At 70.6% G+C, this 25430-nt stretch carries 24 protein-coding genes; 16 read left to right on the top strand and 8 right to left on the bottom strand.

Annotated features, from left to right (window positions below):
* Positions 1–87: 87 nt before the first annotated feature.
* Together O2L01_RS06965 and O2L01_RS06960 are read right to left on the bottom strand one after the other, a co-directional pair.
* Entirely contained in the window at positions 88–456 is a 369-nt protein-coding gene (locus tag O2L01_RS06965) for a YbjQ family protein (RefSeq protein WP_270121194.1), read from the bottom strand.
* 253 nt (positions 457–709) lie between these two features.
* Positions 710–1639, bottom strand: a complete 930-nt coding sequence (locus O2L01_RS06960) for a DapH/DapD/GlmU-related protein (protein ID WP_270121193.1) — start codon at positions 1637–1639, stop codon at positions 710–712.
* Between the two features lie 39 nt (positions 1640–1678).
* On the opposite strand from O2L01_RS06960, the gene dapE reads away from it, so the two are divergent.
* Both dapE and O2L01_RS06950 read left to right on the top strand, forming a co-directional pair.
* A complete protein-coding gene (gene dapE, locus O2L01_RS06955; RefSeq protein WP_270121192.1) occupies positions 1679–2749 on the top strand; it encodes a succinyl-diaminopimelate desuccinylase in 1071 nt (356 codons plus the stop codon).
* The gene (locus O2L01_RS06950; protein ID WP_270121191.1) at positions 2746–3432 is read left to right on the top strand and encodes an LOG family protein; all 687 of its coding nucleotides are present in this window, start codon (positions 2746–2748) and stop codon (positions 3430–3432) included. Before dapE ends, O2L01_RS06950 begins: the two co-directional genes overlap by 4 nt.
* Positions 3433–3481: 49 nt before the next feature.
* On the opposite strand, the gene folP is transcribed toward O2L01_RS06950, so the two are convergent.
* Positions 3482–4345, bottom strand: coding sequence for a dihydropteroate synthase (gene folP, locus O2L01_RS06945; protein ID WP_270121190.1), 864 nt, complete (start codon positions 4343–4345; stop codon positions 3482–3484).
* 50 nt (positions 4346–4395) lie between these two features.
* On the opposite strand from folP, the gene O2L01_RS06940 reads away from it, so the two are divergent.
* The 9 genes from O2L01_RS06940 to O2L01_RS06900 all read left to right on the top strand — a co-directional run bounded on the left by O2L01_RS06940 (position 4396) and on the right by O2L01_RS06900 (position 12968).
* Positions 4396–5661, top strand: a complete 1266-nt coding sequence (locus O2L01_RS06940) for a M18 family aminopeptidase (RefSeq protein WP_270121189.1) — start codon at positions 4396–4398, stop codon at positions 5659–5661.
* 65 nt (positions 5662–5726) lie between these two features.
* Complete coding sequence (locus tag O2L01_RS06935; RefSeq protein WP_270121188.1) at positions 5727–8279, top strand: FtsK/SpoIIIE domain-containing protein; 2553 nt, start codon at positions 5727–5729, stop codon at positions 8277–8279.
* Positions 8276–8935, top strand: coding sequence for a hypothetical protein (locus O2L01_RS06930; RefSeq protein ID WP_270121187.1), 660 nt, complete (start codon positions 8276–8278; stop codon positions 8933–8935). Before O2L01_RS06935 ends, O2L01_RS06930 begins: the two co-directional genes overlap by 4 nt.
* Before the next feature lie 15 nt (positions 8936–8950).
* Positions 8951–9445, top strand: a complete 495-nt coding sequence (locus O2L01_RS06925) for a DivIVA domain-containing protein (protein WP_270121186.1) — start codon at positions 8951–8953, stop codon at positions 9443–9445.
* A 12-nt stretch (positions 9446–9457) separates the two neighbouring features.
* Positions 9458–9952, top strand: a complete 495-nt coding sequence (locus O2L01_RS06920; RefSeq protein ID WP_270121185.1) for a hypothetical protein — start codon at positions 9458–9460, stop codon at positions 9950–9952.
* 184 nt (positions 9953–10136) lie between these two features.
* The gene (locus O2L01_RS06915) at positions 10137–10304 is read left to right on the top strand and encodes a DUF3117 domain-containing protein (RefSeq protein WP_270121184.1); all 168 of its coding nucleotides are present in this window, start codon (positions 10137–10139) and stop codon (positions 10302–10304) included.
* A gap of 185 nt (positions 10305–10489) precedes the next feature.
* Positions 10490–12016, top strand: coding sequence for a trypsin-like peptidase domain-containing protein (locus O2L01_RS06910; RefSeq protein ID WP_270121182.1), 1527 nt, complete (start codon positions 10490–10492; stop codon positions 12014–12016).
* Positions 12017–12074: 58 nt separating this feature from the next.
* Positions 12075–12557 (top strand): twin-arginine translocase TatA/TatE family subunit, encoded by a 483-nt coding sequence (locus O2L01_RS06905; protein WP_270121181.1) that lies wholly within the window; start codon positions 12075–12077, stop codon positions 12555–12557.
* A 54-nt stretch (positions 12558–12611) separates the two neighbouring features.
* Complete coding sequence (locus O2L01_RS06900; RefSeq protein ID WP_270121180.1) at positions 12612–12968, top strand: VOC family protein; 357 nt, start codon at positions 12612–12614, stop codon at positions 12966–12968.
* Positions 12969–13024: 56 nt separating this feature from the next.
* Here the strand turns inward: O2L01_RS06900 and O2L01_RS06895 are convergent, their stop codons facing one another.
* From O2L01_RS06895 to O2L01_RS06880, 4 genes are all read right to left on the bottom strand, one after another.
* On the bottom strand, positions 13025–13570 hold the full coding sequence (locus tag O2L01_RS06895; protein ID WP_270121179.1) for a DUF4190 domain-containing protein: 546 nt from the start codon (positions 13568–13570) through the stop codon (positions 13025–13027).
* Positions 13571–13689: 119 nt separating this feature from the next.
* On the bottom strand, positions 13690–14802 hold the full coding sequence (locus O2L01_RS06890) for an amidohydrolase family protein (RefSeq protein ID WP_270121178.1): 1113 nt from the start codon (positions 14800–14802) through the stop codon (positions 13690–13692).
* A gap of 218 nt (positions 14803–15020) precedes the next feature.
* Positions 15021–16559 (bottom strand): signal recognition particle protein, encoded by a 1539-nt coding sequence (ffh, locus tag O2L01_RS06885; RefSeq protein ID WP_270121177.1) that lies wholly within the window; start codon positions 16557–16559, stop codon positions 15021–15023.
* 235 nt (positions 16560–16794) lie between these two features.
* Positions 16795–18087, bottom strand: coding sequence for an ammonium transporter (locus O2L01_RS06880; protein ID WP_270121176.1), 1293 nt, complete (start codon positions 18085–18087; stop codon positions 16795–16797).
* A gap of 487 nt (positions 18088–18574) precedes the next feature.
* On the opposite strand from O2L01_RS06880, the gene O2L01_RS06875 reads away from it, so the two are divergent.
* Together O2L01_RS06875 and O2L01_RS06870 are read left to right on the top strand one after the other, a co-directional pair.
* Complete coding sequence (locus O2L01_RS06875; RefSeq protein ID WP_270121175.1) at positions 18575–19621, top strand: LacI family DNA-binding transcriptional regulator; 1047 nt, start codon at positions 18575–18577, stop codon at positions 19619–19621.
* Positions 19622–19637: 16 nt separating this feature from the next.
* Positions 19638–21995, top strand: coding sequence for a carbohydrate-binding protein (locus O2L01_RS06870; RefSeq protein WP_270121174.1), 2358 nt, complete (start codon positions 19638–19640; stop codon positions 21993–21995).
* A gap of 57 nt (positions 21996–22052) precedes the next feature.
* On the opposite strand, the gene O2L01_RS06865 is transcribed toward O2L01_RS06870, so the two are convergent.
* A complete protein-coding gene (locus O2L01_RS06865) occupies positions 22053–22898 on the bottom strand; it encodes an aldo/keto reductase (RefSeq protein WP_270121173.1) in 846 nt (281 codons plus the stop codon).
* A gap of 173 nt (positions 22899–23071) precedes the next feature.
* Here O2L01_RS06865 and mscL point away from each other — a divergent pair, with 173 nt between their 5' ends.
* The 3 genes from mscL (at position 23072) to O2L01_RS06850 (ending at position 25331) form a co-directional block, all read left to right on the top strand.
* Entirely contained in the window at positions 23072–23461 is a 390-nt protein-coding gene (gene mscL, locus O2L01_RS06860) for a large conductance mechanosensitive channel protein MscL (RefSeq protein WP_270121172.1), read from the top strand.
* 156 nt (positions 23462–23617) lie between these two features.
* On the top strand, positions 23618–24439 hold the full coding sequence (locus tag O2L01_RS06855) for a VOC family protein (protein ID WP_270121171.1): 822 nt from the start codon (positions 23618–23620) through the stop codon (positions 24437–24439).
* A 91-nt stretch (positions 24440–24530) separates the two neighbouring features.
* Positions 24531–25331: a VOC family protein gene (locus O2L01_RS06850; RefSeq protein WP_270121170.1), complete on the top strand. Its 801-nt coding sequence runs from the start codon at positions 24531–24533 to the stop codon at positions 25329–25331.
* Positions 25332–25430 lie beyond the last annotated feature (99 nt).

The raw sequence follows: 25430 nt of genomic DNA, 5'->3' as shown, positions 1-25430 counted from the left end.
CCCCCCCCGCTCAACCCCCCCGCCAGTTGTGGGGCGGCGGCCCGGGGGGGGGGGGCGGCCCGCCGCTCGTTTTCCCCAGTTTCCTGATCAAAGTTTGCGGACGGTGACGGCGGTGCCGTAGGCGCACACCTCGGTGCCCATGTCGCGGGCGTCGGAGACGTCGAAGCGCATCATCACGACCCCGTTGGCGCCCAGGGTCTTCGCCTGCTCGATCATGCGGGTGAGCGCTTCCTCGCGGGAGGCGGCGAGGGCCTTGGTGAGGCCCTTCAGCTCGCCGCCGAGCAGCGACTTGAAGCCCGCGCCGAGGTCCGAGACGAAGTTCCGGGACCGCACCGTGAGGCCGAAGACCTCGCCGTGGGTGTCGAGGACCTCGTAGCCGGGCACGCCCTCTGTCGTGACGACCACGAACCCCGACGACGTGGAATTCGCGGCTCCGAACTCTCCAACTCTGTCCATATGGACCAGGTTATGCAGAAATCCGGGTCCCCACCTCGATCTCCGGGATGAACCCTCGGATCGCGAGTAGCACCCGGGTACTACTCCAGGCGTGGGCCTAAAAACAGGAGCGCCTCGGCGATTCCCGGGCAAAACGGGCGCAGTGAGCCGCCCCCGGATCGATGGTGCCAGGAGGGTCTGACATGCGGCGCCGACGCCGAAGGCCCCGGCGCGTGCCGGGGCCTTCGAAGCGAGACGTGTTCTTGAATGTCGGTTACTGGGCGCTGTGGAGGGCGGCGTTCAGTTCGCCCCAGGTGCCCGTGCGCGGGCGCACCTCGAGCTTGCCGGTCTGCGTGTTCGTCCAGAACTGCAGGTTGTCCTTGCCCGAGAGGGTCGCGGCCTTGACCACGTCGCCGTCCGGGGTGGTGACCTTCGAACCGGCGGTCACGTAGCAGCCGGCGGCCACGACGCAGTTGTCGCCCAAGGAGATCCCGATGCCGGCGTTCGCGCCGAGGAGGCAGCGCTCGCCGATCGAGATGACCTCCTTGCCGCCGCCCGAGAGCGTCCCCATGATCGAGGAGCCGCCGCCGATGTCCGAGCCGTCGCCCACGAGCACGCCCGCGGAGATGCGGCCCTCGACCATCGAGTTGCCGAGCGTCCCGGCGTTGAAGTTCACGAAGCCCTCGTGCATGACGGTGGTGCCCTCGGCGAGGTGCGCGCCGAGGCGCACCCGGGAGGCGTCCGCGATGCGCACGCCGGACGGGGTCACGTAGTCGGCCATCGGCGGGAACTTGTCGAGGGACTTGACCTCGAGGTTCTGGCCCTCGCCGCGGAGCTTGAGGCGGGCGGCGTTCACCGCGTCGGCCGGGACGGGGCCGAAGTTCGTCCAGGCGTTGTTCGGCAGCAGCCCGAAGATGCCCTCGAGGCTGATCGAGTGCGGGATGACGAACCGGTGCGAGAGCAGGTGCAGGCGCAGGTACACGTCAGCGGTGTCCTCGGGGGCCTCCGCGAGGGACTTGACGGTGATCGACACGCCCTTCGAGGTCGTGCCCGTCGCGTTCGCCCGGTCGAGCTCCGGCGCGGCCACACCCGTGGGGGCCTCGCCGAGGCCGAGGCGGGTGAACCACACGTCGAGGACCGTGCCGTCGGCGGCGACCGTGGCCACGCCGACGCCCCATGCTCCGTCAGTCAGGAAATCACTCATGCGAAAAGCCTATCCACGCGGCGAGTATCGTCTGCGGATGTGACAGTTTTGAGTGAGGCAGTCCTCGCCGACCCGGTCGCGCTGACCAGGGCCCTGTGCGACATCCCGTCCGTGTCCTGGAACGAGGCCGAGATCTGCGACGAGGTGGAGGCGGCCCTCAAACGCATGGGGCACTTGACGACCGAGCGCATCGGGAACACCCTCATCGCCCGCACGGAGCTGGGCCGGGGCCGGCGCGTCATGCTCGCCGGGCACCTCGACACGGTGCCGGTCAACGACAACTTCCCCACCCGCCTCGATGGCGACGTCCTGTGGGGCCTGGGCACCTCCGACATGAAGTCCGGCACGGCCCTCGCGCTGTGGATCGCGGCCACGGTCCCGAACCCGAAGTTCGACCTGAGCTTCGCGTTCTACGACTGCGAGGAGATCGAGGCCGAGCACAACGGCCTCAACAAGCTCTCCAAGTCCCGGCCCGAACTCCTCGCCGCCGACTTCGCGATCCTCCTCGAACCGACCTACGGGCTCGTCGAGGCCGGCTGCCAGGGCACCATGCGGGCCCGCGTCACGACCAGCGGCAAGCGGGCGCACTCCGCGCGGTCCTGGAAGGGCGAGAACGCGATCCACAAGATCGCGCCCGTCCTGGAGCGGCTGAACGCGTACGAGGCCCGCGAGGTCGACGTCGACGGCTGCACGTACCGGGAGGGCCTGAACGCGGTCTTCATCGGCGGCGGCGTCGCCGGGAACGTCATCCCCGATGAAGCCTGGGTCGAGGTGAACCACCGCTTCGCGCCCGACCGCGACGAGGCCGCCGCCGAAGCGCACCTACGCGAGGTCTTCGCCGGCTTCGACGTGCACCTCTCCGACTCCGCGCCGTCCTGCCGGCCCGGACTCGACCGGCCCGAGGCCGCCGAGTTCGTCGCCGCCGCCGGAGGAGAGTTCCGTGCGAAACTCGGCTGGACCGACGTGGCGCGCTTCGCGACCCTGGGCATCCCGGCCGTGAACTTCGGCCCCGGCGACCCGAACCTCGCCCACAAGCAGGACGAACGCGTCGAGATCCCGCGCATCCGCGCCTGCGCGGACGCGCTGCGAGCCTATGTGGAGGAATCATGACCGCCGACCGCCGTGTGACCGCCGACGAGAAGGTGCTTGACGACAGGCACCGCGAGGAATGGAAGCAGCGCGCCGCCTGGCGGGTCATGAAGTTCCAGGCCGAGTTCGTCGAGGGCTTCGAGGCCATGGAGGCCGCCGAGCTCGGCGACGCGGTCTGCGTCTACGGCTCGGCGCGCACCCCGGTCGACTCGGAGGAGTACAAGCTCGGCGTCGACCTGGGCCGCAAGCTCGGCGAGGCCGGGTTCTCGGTCATCACCGGCGGCGGCCCCGGCGCGATGGAGGCCGCCAACCGCGGCGCCGCCGAAGCGGGCGTCAAATCGGTCGGGCTCGGCATCGAGCTCCCGTTCGAGCAGGGCATCAACGAGTTCGTCCACATCGAGCTGGACTTCAAGTACTTCTTCGTCCGCAAGGTCATGTTCCTGAAGTACTCGAGCGGGTTCTGCGCGCTCCCGGGCGGCTTCGGGACCATGGACGAGCTGTTCGAGGCGTTGACGCTGGTGCAGACGGGCAAGGTCGGCAAGTTCCCCATCGCGCTCATCGGCTCGCACTACTGGGGCGGCCTCCACGACTGGATCCGCGCCTCGATGCTGAAAGAGGGCAAGATCGGCCCGGCGGACGTCGACCTGCTCATGATGACCGACGACCTCGACGAGGCCGTCGACCACATGCGGCACAGGCGCTAGCCGCGATCCCGAACGGCCGCCGTGCTCGCGCACGGCGGCCGTTTCGCGTTCACAGACTGCGGTGCGGGGCCTTCGGGGGCTTGTCGCCCTTGATCGCGGCGACCATGTCGAGGACTTCGCGGGTGGCCGCCACATCGTGGGCGCGGAAGACGCGCGCGCCGTTCCAAGCGGAGATCGCGGTCGCCGCGAGGGTGCCGTTCAGGCGTCGGTCCACCGGGAGGTCCAGCGTCTCGCCCACGAAGTCCTTGCGGGACAACGCGACCAGCACCGGCCAGCCGGTCGCGGCGAGCTCGTCCAAGCGGCGGGTCAGGTCGAGCGAGTGGAACGTGGTCTTGCCGAAGTCGTGCGTCGGGTCGATCAGGACGCCGTCCGCGCGCACCCCCGCCGCGACCGCCGCCTCCGCCCGTTCGACGAGCTCCGCGCGGACCTCCGCGACCACGTCCTCGTAGACCGCCTTCGCCGCCACCGTGCGCGGCTCCAGGCCACCCGTGTGGGAGACGACCAGGCCAGCGCCGGTGTCCGCCGCGACCTCGACCACGCCCGGGTCCCAGCCCGCCCACGTGTCGTTGATGAGCTCCGCGCCGGCCGCGACGGCCTCGCGGGCCACCTCGCCGCGCCAGGTGTCCACCGAGATCACCAGGTCAGGGTGCTTGTCGTGCACGGCGGCGATGAACGGCACGACCCGCTGGATCTCCTCCGCGACCGACACCTCCGGGCCGTCCCCGGCCTTCACGCCGCCGATGTCGACGATGTCCGCGCCGTGCGCCACCGCGTTGTCGACCGCGGCCACCGCCGCCTCGAACGCGAAGGTCGCCCCCGAGTCGTAGAAGGAGTCGGGCGTACGGTTGACGATCGCCATCACCGCGTAGTCGCCCTCATCGAACACCCGTCGGCCCAGTTTCAACGCTCGCATCCGTCTATGCTGACAGCCGCCACGGCCACCCGCCACAAGAAGGAGCACCGATGCCTCGCTTCGACCGGTCGCACACCGACGACCTCGCCGCGTTCATCCAGGCAAGCCCCACCCCGTACCACGCGTGCGCCGAGGCCGGCCGCAGGCTCGAGGCCGCCGGATTCGAACGCCTCGCCGAGACCGACGAGTGGCCGCTCGGCGAGACCGGCGCCTACTACACCGTGCGGGACGGCTCGATCATCGCCTGGCGTGTCAACAGCCCCGAGATCGAGGGATTCCGGATCTTCGGCGCCCACACCGACACCCCCACGTTCAAGGTCAAGCCCAACCCTGACACGGGCAGCGCGGGCTGGAAGCAGATCGCCGTCGAGGTCTACGGCGGCGTCCCGCACCAGACCTGGCTCGACCGCGACCTCTCCGTCGCCGGCCGGCTCGTCATGCGCGACGGCGCCGAAGTGCTGGTGCACGTCGACCGGCCGCTCCTGCGCGTGCCGCGCCTCGCCATCCACCTCGACCGCGGCGTCAACGAAGGCCAGAAGCTCAACGCCCAGTCCCAGCTCACCCCCATCTGGGGCCTCGGCCAGCCCTACGAGGGCGAATTCCTCGACTTCATCGCCGCCGAAGCCGGCGTCGATGCGGACGACGTCTTCGGCCACGACCTCTTCACCGTCGCCCTCGACCCGCCCGCCTACCTCGGCAAGGACGAAGAGCTGTTCGCCGCCTGGCGGCTCGACAACCTCACCAGCGTCCACGCCGGGCTCGCCGCGCTCATCGCCGCCGAGGACACCGGCGAGCAGGTGCCCGTCCTCGCCGCGTTCAACTACGAGGAGATCGGGTCCATGACCTACTCCGCCGCGCAGAGCCCGTTCCTCGAGAGCGCGCTGCGCCGCATCCTCGCCACCGACGACTTCGAGAGCTACGCGCAGCGGATCGCCGCCAGCGCCATGATGTCCTCCGACACCGGCAACGCGATCCACCCCAACTACCCCGAGAGGCACGAGCCCGGCCACCGTCCCGTGCCCGGCGAGGGCCCCATGATCAAGGTCAGCGCCAACCAGCGGTACGCGAGCGGCGCCGAGGAGCAGGCCCTGTTCCGGCGCTCCGCCGACGCCGCCGGGATCCCGTGGCAGACCTACGTGAACCGCAACGACATCCCGGGCGGGACGACCATCGGCCCGATCTCGGGGACGCAGCTCGGCATCCTCACCGTGGACGTGGGCCTGCCGATCCTCTCGATGCACTCCGCGCGCGAACTGTGCGGCGCCGAGGACCCGGGCCGCCTCGCCGACCTCGCGTTGGGGCTGTTCACGCACTAACGGCTGCAGCGCTTCGGGGCGCTTCCCGGTATGGTGAGCGTGTTGCGACACACCGGGAGGCGGCTTTGACTTGGCGGACCGAATTGGAGCGGGCGGCCGCACGCCTGCGCGAGGCCGCGGGCGCCGCCGACGAGGTCGAGCAGTTGCTCCGGGACGACGCTTCCCGTTTGGCCGCAACGGGAGTCGAACAGCGCCGCAGTGAGCTCGCCGAGCGGCTGCGCGCCGCCGCGGCGCAGGCCGCGACCGGGTGGCTGGGCGAGGACCTGGCCGCGATCGCGCCGGGCACGCCGGTGTGGACCGACGCGCCGTCCACTGAGGCCGTGCGGATCGGCACTGCGGAGATCGACGACGCGCCCGCGTTCCCGGCGCTCGCGGGCCTCCTCGGCAAGGGCCACTTGGTGTGCGACGGCGACGCCGCCGATCCGCGCGTGGCCGGGATGCTCCAGTCGCTGCTGCTGCGGATCACCGCCGCGAACCCGAACCTCGAACTGAGCCTGGTCGACGGCGTGACCCTCGGGCAGGTGTTCGCGCCCGCCACGGCGCTCGTGGACGCCGGCATCGCGGGTCCCGTCGCCACGGACCATCTCGCGCTCGGGCGGGTGCTCACGGCCGCGGAGAAGCGGCTCACCGAGTTGCGGGACATCGCGGCGCGCGGCCAGTCGATCGCCGACCAGCCGTTCCATCTCATCGTGATCGCCGGGCTGCCGCCCGAGGTGGGCACGTCGATGCGCGAGCGACTCGCGGCGCTGGCGCACGCGGGGCCGTCGGCGCGGTGCCATCTCGTGCTGTGCGGGTGGAAGCAGCTGCCGCACCGGGAGTCGCTGCCCGCGATCGAGCACGCGACCTACTTGCACTGCAAGGAAGGCGAAGTGCGGCTGGGGAGCCTGCCGCTGCCGGTGCGGCTCGACGCCGCGCCGCCGCCGAGCCTGGTGCGGGCCGTGTACGGTTCGCGGGCGCAGCAGCGCAAGGAGGCCGGGGAGCTGAGCGTCGCGGACCTGGTGCCGGAGGTGCTGTGGTCGGCTTCGAGCCGGAACGGCCTGTCGACGGTGATCGGCCGGGACCAGGCGGGGCGTTCGCAGGGCGGTGACGTGGAGGTCGCGTTCGACGACGCGACGCCGCACTGGCTCATCGGCGGGCGCACCGGCGGCGGCAAGACCGTGTTCCTCCTGGACGTGCTGTACGGGCTCGCGACCCGCTACTCCCCCAGCGAGTTGGAGCTGTACCTGCTCGACTTCAAGGAGGGCGTGTCGTTCACCGAGTTCACGCCCTCGCCGCTGGACCCGTCGTGGATCCCGCATGTGAAGGCGGTCGGCGTGGAGTCGGACCGCGAGTACGGGGTGGCCGTGCTCGGGGCGCTGCGCGCGGAGCTGTCGCGGCGCGCGGGCCTGATGAAGCGGGCCGGGGCGACGAGGCTGGCGCGGCTGCGCGAACTGCGGCCGGAGACGCCGCTGCCGCGGATCGTGGCGGTCGTGGACGAGTTCCACGTGCTGTTCGCGGGCAACGACCGCCTTGCGGGCGAAGCGGTCGCGCATCTGGAGGAGCTGGCGCGCAAGGGCCGCTCCTATGGCGTGCACCTGGTGCTGGCGAGCCAGACGATCTCGGGCATCGAGGCGCTGTACTCCAAGAAGGACTCGATCTTCGGGCAGTTCCCGCTGCGGGTGGCGCTGCCGGGCGCGAAGCACCTGCTCGACGAGGGCAACGACGCGGCGGACGGCATCAGCGTCGGCCAGGCCGTCATCAATGACGCCGGAGGCATCAAGGGCCGCAACCGGACCTGCCGGTTCCCGGACGCGTCGAGCGCCGAGGACCTGCTCACGGGCCTGCGGCGGCAGTTGTGGGAGCGGCGGGACTCGGACGTGGAGCCGGTGGTCTTCCGCGGCTTCGACGAGCAGCACCTCGAGGACGACCCGCGGTTCGCGGACCTCGCGCCGACGCACGCGCCGGTGGCGCTGCTGGGCCGGGCCGTGGACGTGCACATGTCCTCGGTGGGCTACCAGTTCGACCGCAGCCCGGGCCGGCACCTGGCCGTGCTCGGCACCTCGGCGGTCGCGGCGGACATGCTCGCCGCGGCCGCGGTCTCCCTTGGGCGCCAGCACGAACCGGGGAGCGTCGCGTTCGAGGTGGCGGCCACGGCCGTGGGCGTCGAAGACACCGCGCGGCAGGTCGTGAGCGAACTCGAAGCGGGCGGGCACGAATGCCGCCGGCTCGCGCCGGGCTCGATCCTGAACGCGAAGCGCGCCAAGCCGACGTACCTGGTGTGGTTCGGCGCGGACGGCGCGGACGGGCAGCCCTCGGCGCTGCGGAACCTGCTGCTGCACGGCCCCGCCGACGGGGTGCACCTCGTCGGCTGGTGGCGCGGCGCGCGGCGGTTCCTCGACGACATCGGCGGCTCGGCCGGGCGCGAGCACTGCGCCGGGGTCGTGGCGCTCAACATCGCCGGGAACGACCTCGCCGCGATCACCGGCGGCTACGAGCGCGCCTGGGAGGCCCGCACCAACCGCTGCCTCGTCATCGACCGGCACGCGGGCACCCAGACCCTGGCCGTGCCGTACGTGCGGCCCGGCCGCCTCGACGGCCTCCCGGTCCAGGACATCCCCGGGAAGGTGGAGTCGCGATGAGCCTCAGCGCATATGAAGACCTGGTGCACGAGCTGACGCGCCTGGACGCGGACACGAACGCGAGCACCGCCCAGGCCACCCGGCAGCTCGAACGGCGCCGCGAGTCGCTGCGCGAGGTGCGGTCCGAACTGGACGACCAGATGATGGGCCTCGCGGAGCTGTGCGCCCGGCTGCGGCACACCACGCCCGACCTGACCCCCGTGCACACCGCGGAAGAAGAGGGCGCTTCGCCTGCGCGGCAGACGAACCCCGATGCCGTCCTCGAGCGGGCCAAGACCGCCCTGCGGGAGGCCGAGCTCGCCCGCACGGCCACGACCCGGTCCGCGCAGCGCCCCACGCTGCTGCCGAAGGCGCACCACGTCCTGCGCGAACTGGTCGTCTACGGCTCCTCCATGGTCGCGTGCCTCGCAGTGCAGCTCGTCTACTTCGCCGCGACCGGCGGGGACGACGACTCGAAGTGGTGGGTCACGTTCCTGCTGCCGGTGATGGCCACGATCATCGGATATGTGCTGGTGGGGATGGCCAACCGGCCGCGCCTGCCGCTGCTGGACCGCAGCGGCAAGCCGATCAAGGCGGTCGTCCCCCACAACCCGCGTCTGGGAGTGACCCTCGCGGTCTGCACAATTGCTGTGGTCCTGCTTTTCGCGTGGTTCTAGTCGGAGGAGACTCCTGTGGGTTTCGTGCTGCCGATCGTCGTCGCCGTCATCGGCGTGTGGATCGCCTTCTCGATCGTCGTGTGGGCCACCGGCCGCGACACGCTCCTGGACACCGGGGCGGCGGGCGCGCCGCTGGGCCTCGGCGAGGGCGAGGCGGTGGACGAGCGCGCCGTCGCCTCCGTCAAGTTCGACACGGGCCTGCGCGGCTACCGCACCGACCAGGTCGACGCCGCCTTGAACCGGCTCGCCTGGGAGATCGGCCGCCGCGACGAACTGCTCGCCGAGATGCAGGCGCGCCTCGAAGGCGACACGGCCGAACTCCCCGCCCAGGAGCCCGCCGAGACGGCGTCTGACGAGGCGGCGCCTCTTGCAGCAGAGTCCGATGAGGAGGCCGCACTGCGGCTCGCCAACGAGGACGAGGCGGCCGGGCCTGACGACCGCGCGGACGCCGCCGGGAGTGAGGCAGGGCGCGAGGATGAAGGTGAGACGGCGCCGCGCAGCGACACGTGATGGGATATGCCCATGCGTTATTGGCTGCTGGCGTTGAACGAAGACGAGTACACCGAGCAACAGGCCTACGAGGTCGAAGCCGTCGAGCCCCCCGCGCGCCCCGAGGGCGCCGCGGACGGCGACGAGGTCGCGCTGGCCGGCCCGGACGGCGTGTTCGCGCTCGGCGAGGTCGACGGCCCGGCCGTCGCGTACCGCCGCCGCCTCGAGGAGCCCGCCAAGACCGTCGAGAGCTCCGCTGCCGAAGAGGGCTGGACCGAGCTCAACCCGGACGTCTGGGAGGACCTGGTCCGGGCCCTGCCGACGCCCGAGCGCCGCAGCGACTGGCTCGTGACCCTCTCCATGCCCATCGAGGCCGTCGACAAGGCCGAGGCCGTGCGGCAGTTCTGGTCGTACATCCGCTCGCTGGGCCCGAAGGAGTTGCCCACGTTCGTCGCGCCGTACGGAAGAGAACTTGAGGGCACTTCGTTCCTTTTGGGCGTCGAGCACGAGCAGGACCCTGAAGAGTAAGTGACGGGGCTCACACTCTGTTAACAATAATCACGCATGTCACAAAAGCCCCTTTCTGGATGATTTCTACGCAACCTTGTCACATAGACGGAGGGGCGAGTTGGCCTCTGCCCTCTTCATCAGGGAAACTTGATCTAGCAACGTCGAGTCGCAACCTGCGACCTTGGATCGAGGGGAGACCAAAATGGCGGCCATGAAACCGCGGACGGGTGACGGACCACTCGAGGTGGCGCAGGAGGGTCGCGGCATCATCATGCGTGTTCCACTCGAAGGTGGCGGTCGGCTGGTCGTGGAGATGAGTCCCGAGGAAGCTGCGACCTTGAAGAAGGAACTCGAAGGCGCCCTGGAATAAGACCGCTCTTCCACACCACCCCCACGGCGGTCACCCCGCCGCCGAATCGACCTGAGGACCCGTTCCGCGTGCGCGGAGCGGGTCCTTCACCCTTGCCCGCGTGACGACGACTCGCGGACCATCCGACACGGTGCGGAATGGCGGGGCAGGTGAACGAGCGGCAATTCCGGCATAGACTTTGAGTCATGACTTCCGGCACCCAGCCGCCCCAGGCAGATCCGGGCAATCCGCAACACCCCGAAGCGGTCCCGCACGCGCCGCGGGAGCACGGCGCGCACGAGGCCGCCGCGCCGCAGGAGCCCGCGCCGTACGAAGCGCAGCAGGCCGGGTACGAGCCCGCGCAGCCGGAGCCCGCGCCCTACGAGGCCCCGCAGCCCGGATATCCGCCGCCGTACGAGTCGGCCGCGCCGCAGCCGGGATATCCGTCGTACGAACCGCAGCAGGCTTTCCAGCAGGACCCGGCCGCGCCTCCCGGCGCGCCCGCCATGGCCGGACCGGCCCAGCCCCAGTACGCGCCGCAGCAGACCGACCAGTCGGCGTGGTGGCACCCCGCCGCCGCCTCCGACCCGTGGCGCGATCCGGGCAGCCGGGCCGTGATCGAGACCCGTCCGGCACCGCACGCGCCCCCGCCCGAGCCGCTCCCGGTCCGCGCCCCGCGGGCCAGGCCCGCGCTCGGCCTCGTCATCGCCGTCTCGGCCGTCACCGCGCTCATCGCCGGGACCCTCGGCGCGGCCGTCGGCATCTGGGCCACCCGATCCGGCCCCGGCGACGGCAGCTTCCTCGGCGCCGAGCCGCAGACCGACCGCGACGTCAGCTCCGTGGCGGGCGTCGTCGAGCAGATCATGCCCTCCGTGGTCACCGTCCTCACCGCGGACGGCGGCAACGGCTCGGGCTTCATCGTCTCGGACGACGGCTACGTCATGACCAACCACCACGTGGTCGTCGGCGGCGGCACCGAGCCCGCCGAGAGCCTCCAGGTGCTCTTCAGCGACGGCAACGTGACCACCGCCGAGGTCATCGGCTCCGACCCCGACTCCGACGTGGCCGTGCTGCGCATCGAGGGCGACGAGCACCCCGCGATGGTCCTCGCCGACTCCGACCAGGTCGCCGTGGGCGACCCCGTGCTCGCCGTCGGCGCGCCGCTCGGGCTCTCGTCGACCGTGACCGAGGGCATCATCTCGGCCATCGACCGGCCCGTGCTCACCGAGAACAACAACGGCGAGGTCGAATCGGTGATGGCCGCGATCCAGACGGACGCGGCGATCAACCCCGGCAACTCCGGCGGGCCGCTCACGGACATCGCCGGGCAGGTCATCGGCATCAACACCGCCATCGCCTCCACGGCCGCCGAGGGCGAGGCCGGGAACATCGGCATCGGCTTCGCCATCCCGATCAACCAGGCCAAACGCATCGCCGACGAGATCATCGCGACCGGATCGGCCAGCCACACCGTGCTCGGCGCCGAGCTCGGAGAATCCGAATTGGGGGTCGGCGTGACCCTCAGCGAGATCATCGACGGCTCCCCCGCCGACGACGCCGGACTGCAGGACGGCGACGTCCTGACCAGCTTCAACGGCAACATGGTCGCCGAGAACACCGAGCTGATCGCGCTCATCCGCAAGCTCGCTCCGGGCACGGTTGTGACCGTCGTCTACGAAAGGAATGGCGAGGAGCACAGTGCGCAGGTCACGCTGGAAGCGGCCAGTGACTGACGTGGGAGTACGCTAGGCGGAGGTTTTTCAGGTATCAGCAGGCATTAGGAGGATCAGCGTGTTCGGAGGCTTGGGCGGAACCGAGTTCCTGGTCATCATCCTCATCGCGATCTTCCTGTGGGGGCCCGACAAGCTGCCCAAGGCGCTCGCCAGCCTGCGCAGGTTCATCTCGAAGGCCCGCAACATGGCCTCGAACGCCGCCGCGGACCTCAGCCGCGAGATCGGCACGGACATCCGGCCCGAGGACCTGAATCCGAAGACCTTCGTCCGCAAGCACATCCTGACCGAAGAGGACCAGGAGATGCTGACGAGCCCCCTCAAGTCCACGATGCGCGACCTCCAGGACGGCACCAAGCCGCTCAAGGAGGGCCTGACGGACGCTACGCGCGACATCGAGAGCACCCGCCGCAGCGTCAACCGCGGCAGCATCACCCGCGAGGCGAACGGCACCAACGGCGCCAACGGCTCGGGGACGACCGCGGCCGAGCCGGCCGCCGAGCGCGGGCGCGACCGCGCCGCCAGCTTCGACGACGTCACCTGATCCGGAACCCCTGAGCCGACGGAAACCGTCGGACCCTTCTGCGACCCTGGACCGATGATCGGTACTTGGCACGGACTCATCATCGACTGCCCCGACCCGCAGGCGCTCTCAGCGTTCTACCGCGAGGTCCTGGGCATGGTCGAGGTGCAGGACGACGGCGACTGGGTCGTCATCGGCATCTCGGCGGACCAGCCCGGCATCGCGTTCCAGCAGGCCGAGGTCTACACGCCGTCGACCTGGCCCGACCCGGCCGTCCCGCAGCAGATGCACCTCGACGTCAAGGTCGGCGACCTCGACGTGGGCGAGGAGCAGGTCCTCGAGCTCGGCGCGCGCCGGCTCGAAGGCGGCGGCGAGACCTTCCGGGTCTTCGCCGACCCCGCCGGGCACCCGTTCTGCCTCGTCACGATGTGATCGAGCGACGAGAAAGCGGCGCGGGCCGAAGCCCGCGCCGCTGAGAACTCCGCGACCTAGTACGTGGCGGTCGAGGCCGTGCCGAACGCGGCGAGCAGCGAACCGAGCGCGATGAGGATGATGACCGCGATCGCGCAGACGATGATGCCGAGCACGAGGCCGGTGATCGCCTGCCCCTTGCCGGCGGCCTGGCCCGCGTTGATCTTCTTGAGCGAGACGCCGCCGAGGATCGCGGCGATGATGCCGCAGACGATGGCGGCGAAGCTGCCGACGTACGGGATGCACAGGCCGGCGACGCCGATGATGCCGAGCACCATCGACGCGATCGCCTGGCCCTTGGGCAGCTGCGGGCCGTAGCCGGGCGCGCCGGGGTACGCCGGCGGGTAGCCGGGCGCCTGCGGCGGGAGCTGCGGGGCCGGGCCGTAGCCGGGCTGCTGCGGCTGCGAAGGCTGGCTGTATCCAGGCTGCGGGTAACCCGGTTGCTGGTAACCCGGCTGCTGGGGCTGCGACGGGTTGGGCTGGGAACCGGGCTGGCTGCCGTACGGGTCGTACTGGAAGCCGCCCTGGCCGGACTGGTCCGGAGGAGGCGGAGGATAAGTCATCGCTATAACTCTCTGCTCGGGCGGTAACGGCGCGGGGACGTTCACGATAGCGGACCTCCGCCACCGGCGGTGACGAGGCCGGTTCAGGAAAGCCGCAAAACGCGCAGGTCACCGCGTTCCTACTTGGGGGCCTTGAGGAGTCGGCCGCGCAGGATGACCACGGCGGGTTCGCGGGCGGCGGTGATGTCGGCGCGCGGGTCGCGTTCGTAGACGACGAGGTCGCCGAGATCCGTTGGGAGGCCGAGCCATTCACGCGAGCGCCAGGAGGCGACGGCGACGACCTCGGCGGCCGGGATGCCGGCCTTCTCGTGCATCAGCAGCATCTCCTCGGCGGCGAGCCCGTGGTCGATGCCGCCGCCCGCGTCGGTGCCGAGGTAGACGGGCACGCCCGCTTCCCATGCGGCGCGCACGACCTCGGGGAAGCCCTGCTTGAGGCGGCGCATGTGGTCGGCGTAGCGGGGGAACTTGACGTCGGCGCCGGCGGCGATGTCGTCGAAGGTCTCAATGTTGATCATGGTGGGGACCAGGGCGATCCCGCGTTCGGCCATGCGGTCGAGGAGGTCGGGGGCGAGGCCCGTGCCGTGCTCGATCGAGTCGGCGCCCGCCTCGACCACACAGGCCACGGCCTCTTCGGAGAAGGTGTGCACGGCGACCTTCGCGCCTTCGGCCTGGGCGGCGTGGATCGCGGCGGTGAGGATCTCGGGTTCGAATGACGGGGCGAGGTCGCCCTTGCCGCGGTCGATCCAGTCGCCGACGAGCTTCACCCAGCCGTCGCCGAGCTTGGCCTGGCGGGCGAGGGCCGCGACGGCCTCGTGCGGTTCGCATTCGAGGCCGATGCCGCGCAGGTAGCGGCGGGAGGCGGCGATGTGGTGGCCGGCGCGGATGAGGCGCGGCATGCCGTCCTCGCCCACGAGTTCGGGGTAGGGGTAGGGGGATCCGGCGTCGCGGATGGCGAGGACGCCGGCGTCGCGGTCGGTGTGGGCGAGCGTGCGGGCCTCGTCGACGCTCTCGATGGGTTTGGGCCCGCGGCGGATCCCGATGTGGCAGTGGGCGTCCACGAGGCCGGGGAGCGCGAACCCGGCGGTGGCGACGGTGCGGGCTCCGGGCACTGGCTCGAAGGTGATCCGGTCCCCGTCGACGTACACGTCGCGGACGGTGTCGTCCGGGAGCCACACGACCCGGAGGTGGAGCGGCTCGATGGGCGAGGGCTCAAGCGGTGCGAGTGCGTTCATCGCCTCGCAGTATCGCCCGAGCGCGCCGCGAAGTCCAACGGGGGCGCGCGGGTGTGCGAGCGCGGGCGCGGACCTACCCGCCCTGGGTGGGATGACCCTGCCCGCCACTTTCCGCGCCCGCCCCGACAGGATCGCGCTTGCTCGACGATCGCTGTGGTGGAGAACACGCGAAGGCCGGACTGTGCTGTGCGCGGTCCGGCCTCCGGTCGTTCAGGGCCTTACTTGTTCTTCTTCTGGTCCTTCAGGAACTGCTCGAAGTCGATGTCGGGGAGGTCCCCCGCGTTGAACTGCGAGAGGTCGGGCATCCCCGGGGGCAGCTGCATGCCCGCCGGGAGCTGCGGGGCCGCGTTCTGGGGCTGGCCGCCGCGGCGCACCACGGGCTTCTTCTTGGCCTTCTTGCCCTTGCGCTTGTTGTAGGGCGACTTGGTGGCCTTGGTGCCGCCGCCCAGGCCCATCGCGCCGGTCATGCCGCGCATCATCTTCTGCGCGTCCTTGAACCGCGAGAGGAGCTGGTTGACCTCGGAGACGGTCACGCCCGAGCCGTTCGCGATGCGCAGGCGCCGCGAGCCGTTGATGAGCGACGAGTCGCGCCGCTCGGCGGGGGTCATGGAGCGGATGATCGCGGAGGTGCGGTCGATCTGCTTGTCGTCGATGGAGTCGATCTGCTGGCGCATCTGGCCCATGCCCGGCATCATCTTGAGCACGTTGCCGATCGGGCCCATCTTGCGGATGGCCTGCATCTGCTCCAGGAAGTCCTCGAGCGTGAAGTCCTCGCCCTTGAGGAGCTTCTGCGTCATCTCCTCTTTCTTGTCCTCCTCGAACACGGCCTCGGCCTGCTCGATGAGGGTCAGCATGTCGCCCATGCCGAGGATGCGCGAGGCCATCCGGTCGGGGTGGAAGACGTCGAAGTCCTCGAGCTTCTCGCCGGTGGAGGCGAACATGATCGGCTGGCCGGTCACGTGCCGCACGGAGAGCGCGGCGCCGCCGCGGGCGTCGCCGTCGAGCTTGGAGAGGACCACGCCGGTGATGCCGACGCCGTCGCGGAAGGCCTCGGCGGTGTTGACCGCGTCCTGGCCGATCATGGCGTCGATGACGAAGAGGACCTCGTCGGGGTTGACGGCGGCCCTGATCTCGCGGGCCTGCTGCATCATCTCCTCGTCGATGCCGAGGCGGCCGGCGGTGTCGACGATGACGACGTCGTGGCCCTTGCGGCGGGCCTCTTCGATGGAGTCGGTGGCGACCTTGACGGGGTCGCCGACGCCGGAGCCGGGCTCGGGGGCGTAGACGGCCACGCCGGCGCGCTCGGCGAGGACCTGGAGCTGCCCGACGGCGTTGGGGCGCTGGAGGTCGGCGGCGACGAGGAGCGGGGAGTGGTCGTCGCCCTTGAGCCACTTGGCGAGCTTGCCGGCGAGGGTGGTCTTGCCGGCGCCCTGGAGGCCGGCGAGCATGATGACGGTGGGGGCCTGCTTGGCGTAGTTGAGGCGCCGCGTCTCGCCGCCGAGGATCGCGACGAGCTCCTCGTTGACGACCTTGATGATCTGCTGGGCGGGGTTGAGGGCCTTGGAGACCTCGGCGCCCTTGCACCGCTCCTTGATCTGGTCGATGAAGGTCTTGACCACCGGGAGGGCGACGTCGGCTTCGAGCAGGGCGAGGCGGATCTCGCGGGCGGTGGCGTCGATGTCGGCATCGGTCAGGCGGCCTTTGCCGCGGATCGACTCGAAGATCCCGGACAGTCGATCTGACAGAGCGTCGAACACGGGCGAACCTCTCGGTGGTGCATTGCGGTGTACGTCTGGAGTGCGGGGCGCCGCGCCGTGCAGATTCGCGTCTTGCAGCGGGCGCGCGGCGCGCAGGCCTCATACGAGCTTAACGGGGATGGCGGCGCGGCCGCCGCCCGGTGATGCCCGGACCGGGCGTGACCTTCCCCCGGCAAGCGGAACGGCCGCCCCCGGGGGGAGGGCGGCCGTTCCTTTAGCGGTGACGTGAAGTCGGTTAGGCGTTGACCTTCTCCGGCTCGGCGGCCTCGGGCAGGCCCGTCCCGGTGTTGCCGTTGATCGGCAGGTCGTAGCCGGCCTCGCCGTGCTCGGCGGCGTCGATACCGGCCAGCTCTTCTTCCTCGCTGATCCGGATGCCGATCGTGTACTTGAGGATCAGGCCGATGATGAAGGCGACCAGGGCCGAGTAGACCAGGACGACGCCGGTGGCGGCGGCCTGCTTGCCCAGCAGGGTGGCGTCGCCGCCGTAGAAGAGGCCGTTGACGCCGGCCGCGTCTTCGAAGGCGAAGAGGCCCAGGGAGACCGAGCCCCAGAAGCCGGCGACCATGTGCAGGCCGACCACGTCGAGGGCGTCGTCGTAGCCGAACTTGTGCTTGAGGCCGATGGCGAACGGGCAGATGATGCCGGCGACCGCGCCGATGGCGATGGCGCCGAGCGGGGTCACGAGGCCCGCGGCCGGGGTGATGGCGACCAGGCCGGCGACGACGCCGGAGCAGCCGCCGATGATCGAGGGTTTGATGCCTCGGATCCGGTCGACGAGGAGCCAGGCGAGGATGGCGGCGGCGGTCGCGACCTGCGTGTTCAGGAAGGCGAGACCGGCGAAGCCGTCAGCGGCGAAGGCGGAGCCGGCGTTGAAGCCGAACCAGCCGAACCACAGGAGGCCGGCGCCGAGCAGGACCAGCGGCAGGTTGTGCGGCGCGAAGTTGCCGTCCTTCCAGCCGATGCGGCGGCCGACGACGATCGCCAGGCCGAGGGCGGCGGCGCCCGCGTTCACGTGGACCGCGGTACCGCCGGCGAAGTCGAGGACGCCCCACTGCTTGATCCAGCCGCCGGCGTTCCACACCCAGTACGCGACGGGGCAGTACACCAGGATGACCCAGGCGGTGGCGAAGATGACCCAAGCGCTGAACTTCATGCGGTCGGCGACGGCGCCGGCGATGAGGGCGACCGTGATGATCGCGAACATCATGCCGAAGGCGGTCCAGACCGCGGAGGGGACGCCGTTGAGGCCGGCGGCCGCGGTGAGTTCAGTCGCGGCGCGGGAGCCGAACAGCGACGAGAAGTCCCCGTAGAACTTGGTGGAGCCTTCGCCGACGGCGATGGACTCGCCGACGAGCACCCAGACGATCGAAACGATGCCGATGGCGACCAGGCACTTCATCATCATGTTGATGACGCTCGTGGCGCGGGTCAAGCCACCGTAGAACAGGGCGAGCGCCGGAGTCATGAGCAGGACAAGGGCGGCAGAGGTCAGGATCCAGGCAGTGTTGCCTGTGTCGAGCTCGGGCATGGCCGCCTCCTCTCTCCAGAGATAGGTACGTACTGCGGGCTTTAAGTTCCGGCGTGAGGGGAGCGACGGTGCTCGGGATAGGTGTTGTCACGCGCCGACCACCGAAGCAGCCGGCGCGTGATGCTCCTACCTACCGGAGTGAAGCCAGCTTCACCAAGACGTGTTACGCGACCCGGGCCTGCGTGTTAAGAAGTTGTCGCCAAAGATTTCGAGTGTGTGAACTCGGACTCACAAGGGGCCTGAGGGCCGCTACCTGAGCAACGGAAGCGTCGGTTGTGCCGTTTGGGGCGTTTGCGGAGGCCTCCGAATTCGTGACCTCGGCATGACCACTCCGTTACAGAATTGTGTTGTACTGTTCTTGACGCATAATATAAGTGATCGTTAACATCACTCGGCGTATCGTCGTATGGGACTGCGGCCACACTGGGACGGGGACGGCCCGGTCCCCTGGGACGGCCTGCGACGAACGAGAAAGAGACCAAGAGCGATGGCGCAACCGAAGAAGGCAGCCAGTATCTGGGACGTGGCGAGACTGGCCGGGGTCTCCCATCAGACCGTCTCGCGCGTCGTCAACGGCTCGCCGCGGGTCGCCGCGGCCACCCGGGACAAGGTCCTCGACGCCATCGCCGAGCTCGGCTACCGGCCCAACCGGCTGGCCCGCAGCCTCGCGGGCGGCGCGGTCGAGTCCGTCACCGTGCTCACCGCGGACACCTCCCTCTACGGGCCCGAGGCGGCGCTGCGCGGCATCGAGAAGGCCGCCCGGTCGCTCGACTGGAGCGTCCAGATCTCCGTGCTCGACCCCGCGGACACGCACTCGGACGCGGACATCGTCGCGCGCCTGCCGCGCGCGGGCGAGCCGACGATCATCATGGCCCACGACGAGCCGGGCATGCGCGCCAAGCAGGTCCTGCTCGACACGCAGCCGCAGGCGATGGTCGCGATCGGCCCCTACACCGCCGAGGAGCTGGCCGCCTCGCCGTGGCTGGTGGGCATGGACGACGGCAAGGCCGCCGCCGAGGCCACCAAGTACCTCCTCGACCTCGGTCACCGGACGGTGCACCACCTGGCGATCCCGACGTCGACGGGCACGTTCGGCGGCGGCAAGGCCCACCGCGCCGAAGGCTGGGCGCGGGTCCTGCGCGAGGCGGGCCGCGAGGTGCCGGACCCGGTGCCGTCCGGGTGGACCATCTCCGAGGCGTTCAAGGCCGTGCAGCCGCTCGTCGCCGACCCCTCGGTGACCGCGATCCTCTGCGGCAACGACAACCTCGCGCTCGGGACGATGCGCGCCGCGCACCTGGCCGGGCGCAGTGTTCCCGGCGACCTCTCGATCGTGGGCTTCGACAACACGCCGTTCTCGGCGTACACCACTCCCGCGCTGACCACCGTGAACCAGGACTTCGAGAGCGTGGGCCGCGGCGCCTTCGAGCTGCTGCGCCACCGCGTCGACGGCTCGAACCCGCGGCCGAAGCCGAGCTGGCCCGAACCGGAGCTCATCGTCCGCGAGACCTCGGGCCCGCCCCGCTCCCGTTCCTGACGCGAAAGGCCCGGCAATGGCCCTCACCCCCCTCCCCCAGGGGGCGGCCCGCCTCACCGCGGACTTCGCCGCCCCGACCGGACCCGTGCTGCACGGTGCGGCAGGGTCGCTGTACGGCGTCTCGGAGGACGGCGTGCCCGGGGACGAACTGCTCGACGCGCTCGAGATCACCACCCTCGCGGTGAAGCCGGACGGCGGCGCGCAGCACCCCGGCGGCGACGCCTCGAGCGTCGTGAACGTCTTGCGCCGCAACGGCGACGGCCTCGCGTTCGTCTACCTGCAGGACCTGTTCGCGAAGTGGCCCTACGAGGACGTGGGCATCGACCTCTACCACGAGAAGCTGTACGAGGTCGTGCCGCCGATGCTCACCGACGGGAACGCCGGGCGGCTCGTGTGGGTGCCGTTCAACGAGCCCGACTGGATCTGGTACTCCCTCAAGGAGAACGCCCCCGCGAAGTACGACCGGTTCCTCGCCGACTGGATCACCACCGTGCAGCTCCTGCGCGGGCTCGCGCCCGGCGTGCCGATCGCCGGACCCAACGAGGCCTACTACCACCCCGAGTTCCTCCCGCACTTCCTCAGGCGCGCCCGCGACACCGGGACGCTCCCGGAGTGGATGACCTGGCACGAGCTCTCGCCCCGGTCCCTCGCGGAGTTCCGCGGCCACTACGCCGCCTACCGCGGGCTGGAGCGCTCGCTCGGGATCGCGCCGCGGCGCGTCAACATCGACGAGTACGGCAACAACCGCGACCTCTCCGTCCCCGGCCAGCTCGTGCAGTGGGCGGCGATGTTCGAGGAGGCGAAGGTCCACGCGGACATGGCGTTCTGGACCGCCGCCGGCGGCTACTCGGGCGCGGCCCCGCAGCCGAACCTGCCCAACGGCGCGTGGTGGTTCCTCAAGGCCTACTCGGGGATGACCGGCCAGACCGTGCGCGTCGACCCGCCCCATCCGAACACTGTGGACACCCTGCAGGGGATCGCGAGCGTCGACGCCGAACGCCGCTCCGCGCAGATCCTCGCCGGCGGCACCGTCGAGGACTTCACCGTCGCCGCAACGGGACTCGAGCACGAGTTCTGGGGCGAGAAGGTCACCGCCACCGTCCACCGCATCGACTGGACCGGCTACGAGGGCACCGCAGGGCCGCCCCTGCCCGTCGCCCAGTTCGTGAGCGACCCTGCGCGCCTGGAGATCCCGATCTACGGGCCCGACCGGATGGCCGCCTACTGGATCACCATCACCCCCGGCGAGGCCGCCGTCATCGGCCCGCCCCCGTGGAAAGGCCAGTGGGACGCCGAGGCCGCGGACATCACCTCCGGCGAGATCACCCGCCACGGCCACGCCGACGACGGCAACGCCTTCGCCGCCTCCGGCGAACACGACGTCTGCGGGCTCGGCCTCACCGACTCCGCCGTGGTCTTCCAGGTCGACGTCCCCGAAGCCGGCGAATACGACCTCGCCGTCTTCTACTCCCACATGTACGGCCGCGGCGCCGAAGCCACCGAACCCCAACCGGCGCAACAGGTCCTCACCGTCAACGGCGCCGAACGCCTCCTCGACTACCCCAGCACCATGAACTGGGGCCACCGCTCCATCGCCCGCGAGGCCGTCATCCTCCGGGCCGGCGCGAACACCGTCGAACTCTCCAAATCCGGCGCGATCGGCACCGCCCGCGGCGAAGTCGCCCTCGACAAGATCGAACTCACCGAACGCCGCCCCGGCCGCACCTCCTACGACGCCGCGTTCGCCCGCCCCCGCCACGGCGGCCTCGTCTTCGACCTCTACGCCGCCGAAGCCGGCTACCACCGCATCGAAGGCGCCGAGAGCGCGATCCTCGCCGGACCCCAGAACCAGGACGCACCTGTAGACCTCACCCGGCCCGTGTTCCTCCACGCCGGCGTCAACCGCCTCCGCACCGAACCGATCACCGGACCCCTCCTCGTCGGCCCCGCCACCGGGCCCGCACCGGTCGAGGTCGACGCCGCCGAGGTCACCCGCTCCGGCGGCTCCTGCCTCGTCGTCAACGACTTCGCCGACCGCGGCCACGTCATCGGCTGGAACGGCCGCGGCGCCACCGCCGCCATCGAGGTCGACGCCGCCGAAGGCCCCCACGCGCTCCTCATCAGCTACGCCAACGACGAACGCACCGACGGACACGAGTACAACGTCGACATCGTCACCCGCCGCTGCGCGATCACCGTCAACGGCAAGGACGCCGGCACCTACCCCATGCGCGGCACCTGGACCTGGAACGACTTCTGGACCTATCCGGTCATCATCGACCTCCTCGACGGCCGCAACACCATCGTCTTCGCCAACCCCGAAGGCCCCACCGCCGAATTCGAGCGCTTCCGCATCGCACCCCTCAACCCCTAACGGGCACAAGAAAAGCCCGCGCCGACTGCACCGGTTCAGCGCGGGCCCACTCCGCTCTTAGGCCGAGGCGAGACCGTTCAAGGCCTCGAACTGGTCGTCCGCGAGCACCAGGTCCCGCGCGCCCACGTTCTCCTCCAAGTGCGCGATCGAGCTCGTGCCCGGAATCGGCACGATGTTGTCCGAGCGGCGCAGCAGCCACGCCAGCGCGGTCTGCGCCGGGGTCGCGCCGATCTCGGCGGCGATCTTCCCGACCGGCCCGTCCGGGCCCGCGTGCTCGCCGGCGGCGATCGGGAACCACGGGATGAACGCGATGCCCTGCTCGGCGGTGTAGTCGAGCACGGCCTCGCTCTGGCGGTTGATGAGGTTGTAGAGGTTCTGGACGCTCGCGATCGGGGCGACCGCCTGGGCCTCCTTGAGCTGGTCCACGGTGACCTCGGAGAGGCCGATGTGGCGGATCTTGCCCTGCCGCTGCAGTTCTGCCAGGGTCTCGATCTGGTCGGCGATCGGCAGGCTCAGGTCGAGGCGGTGGATCTGGTACAGGTCGATGGCCTCGACGCCGAGGCGGCGCAGGCTGAGCTCGACCTGCTGGCGGATGTAGCCGGAGTTGCCGACCGCGACCCACTCCTCGGGCGAGGGCCGGGTGTTGCCGCCCTTAGTGGCGATCACGACGCCGTCCGCGTACGGGCTGAGCGCTTCCTTGATCAGGGTCTCGTTGTCGCCCAAGGCATAAGCGTCGGCAGTGTCGATGAAGTTCACGCCGAGTTCGACGGCGCGGCGCAGGACGGCGATCGCGCTCGCGCGGTCCTTCGGCGGGGTGAAGATCCCCGGGTCGCCGGTCAGGCGCATCGCGCCGTAGCCGAGTCGGTTGACCTGGAGGTCGCCGCCGATCACGATGTCGCTCATGGTTTCGCCTTTCACAGTTGCTGCTGGTGGGCGGCGGGCCGGGCCCGGCCGCTTCCGGTTGCAACCGCCTTCACGGCCGGGTTGTTCCCGTCCGGGTGAAGTCCGGTGGGTCACACCGACACGGGGGATTCGCGCCTGCCGTTCCGGGACAGGGGGATGCGAGACTCTTGGGCATGATCAAAGGGTTCAAAGAATTTCTGATGCGCGGCAATGTGGTGGAGCTGGCCGTCGCGGTGGTCATGGGTGCGGCGATGACGGCGCTCGTGGCCTCCTTCGGCGCGGCGTTCCTCGATCCGCTGATCACGCTGGTGACCGGCGGGGCCGAGGTCGGCGGGGAGTTCACGGTGAACGGGGTCGTGTTCCCGTACGGGGTGTTCCTGAACGGCGTGCTGGTGTTCTTCCTGACGGCGCTGGCGGTGTACTTCGTGATCGTGCTGCCGATGAACAAGCTGCGCGAGCGGTTCGCGCCGGCGGCCGAGGAGGTCGACGAGGTGCACGCGCAGGCGGAGATCGAAGTGCTGCAGGAGATCCGGGATCTGCTGCGGGAGCAGCGCCGGAGCTAGTCCTCATCGTTCGGCCCGTCGGCGCTGTGCGCCGGCGGGCCTCGTTGTTTCCGGGTTCCGGCGGCCGGGTAGCCGAGGGGTCTGCTGCGCCCTTGCCCGCGTCGTACCCCCGTGGGACCGTGGACGGGTGCCGGACCGACTGTTGAGGAGCGCCTGATGCTTTCGAAGACGCCGCTGGGAGCCCCGATCTGGGCTGACGCGAACACGCCTGATCTGGCTCGCGACCTGGATTTCTATATGCGCCTGTTCAAGTGGTCGAGTTTCGGCACGGGCGAGGAGTTCGGGGATTACACGGAGCTGTGCCTGGGGTCGACGGTGTCGGTGGCGCGCGCGGTCGGCGGGCTCGCGCCGAACCCGCCGGGGAATCCGGATGCGGTGTCGGCGTGGGGGGTCGCGTTCCATGTGGCGGACTGCTTCCGGGCGGCGGCGGACGCGGAGAAGCTGGGCGCCCAGATCATCAGCCATCCGGTGCGGGTGGGCGACGACCTGGTGTACGCGGCGTTGAAGGACCCTGACGGCGGGGCGTTCGGCCTGTTCGAGCCGATGAGCGAGCGTGTGGGGTTCATGGCGCACGGCGAGCCGGGCTCGGCGGTGTGGTTCGAGTACGTGTACGACGGGGCGCCGGTGGAGGCGATGCAGTTCTATTCGGAGCTGCTGAACTGGTCGGTGAAGACGCCCGAGGACGATGAGCCTTCGCATGACGCGCCGTATGTGGGGTTGTGGACGCACGGGCATCTGACGGGCGGGTCGGTGGAGTTCGGCGGGGCGCGGATGGCGATCGGGCCCGAGGTGCGGATGAAGCCGCACTGGCTGGTGTGCTTCGGGACCGACTCGGTGGACTTGACGGCGGCGAAGGCGGTCGACCTGGGCGGCCGGGTCGCGGTCGCGCCGGTCGACGACCCTGGCGGGCGGATGGCGGTGCTGGTGTCGCCCACGGGCGCGCACTTCACGATCATGTCGAGCAAGCCCATGGACTGAGCCCGGGCCGGGCTGAAACCGCTGCGGGTGTCGGCGGCGCGTGGCACCGTGGGGTGTTCGATCGATCCCACTCGCGAAGGAGCAGTGCGCCATGACCTCGATCCCTGAGGGTGCCCCGGTCTGGTCCGATTCCCTGACCTCCGATCTGGCCGCCGACGTCGCGTTCTACGAGGCGCTGTTCGGTTGGACGGCCGTCGACGCCGGGGAGGACATGTGGCATTACACGACGTTCGGGATCCCGGACGGCTCCGAGGGCGGGCGCCCGGTCATGGGGATCATGCCGTGCCCGCCGGACATGGAGCCGAGCCGCGTGTGGAACGTGCATTTCCGGGTCGACGACTGCGATGCCGCGACGGCCCGCGCCCGCGAGCTGGGCGCGGAGGTCTTGAGCGAGCCGCAGGACATCGGCGAGATGCTGCGCTCGGCGATGTTCAGGGACCCGCACGGCGTGGACTTCGGACTGGTGCAGTTGCGCCAGGGCACCGGTTTCGGGGTGTGGGGCGAGCCGAACAGCGTCGGCTGGCTCGAGTACCGGATCGACGGCGTGCCCGCCGAGGCGATGGGGTTCTACCGCGACCTGCTCGGCTGGAACATCGCTACTCCCCCATGGGAGGACGAGTCGAACCAGAAGCCGTACGCGGCGCTGAGCACCGCCAGTGACGAGCGCGAGTTCGGCGGCTGCCACGCCTCGGACGGCTTCGAGCTGGGGCTGCCGCCGCAGTGGAACGCGATGCTCGTGGTCGAGGACGCCGATGCGGTCTGCGAGCGCGCGGTCGAACTGGGCGGCTCGATCGCGGGCGAACCCATGGACGTGCCGGGCCTGCGCATCGCCGGGATCGCCGCCCCGAGCGGCACGATCGCGGGCATCATGTCGCCCCGTCCCTGGGAGTAGCTCGAGACGAAGTGCCGGGGGGCCGCGGGGGGGGGGGGGCCGGGCCCCCCCCCCCCCCCCGCGCGGGGGGGGGGGGGGGCGCCGGGGGTGGGGCCCAGG

This window comes from Glycomyces lechevalierae (assembly GCF_027622945.1).
Lineage (GTDB): Bacteria > Actinomycetota > Actinomycetes > Mycobacteriales > Micromonosporaceae > Glycomyces > Glycomyces rutgersensis.
The sequence above is the reverse complement of the archived record's forward strand: the minus strand, read 5'-3'. Positions and strand labels throughout refer to the sequence as shown.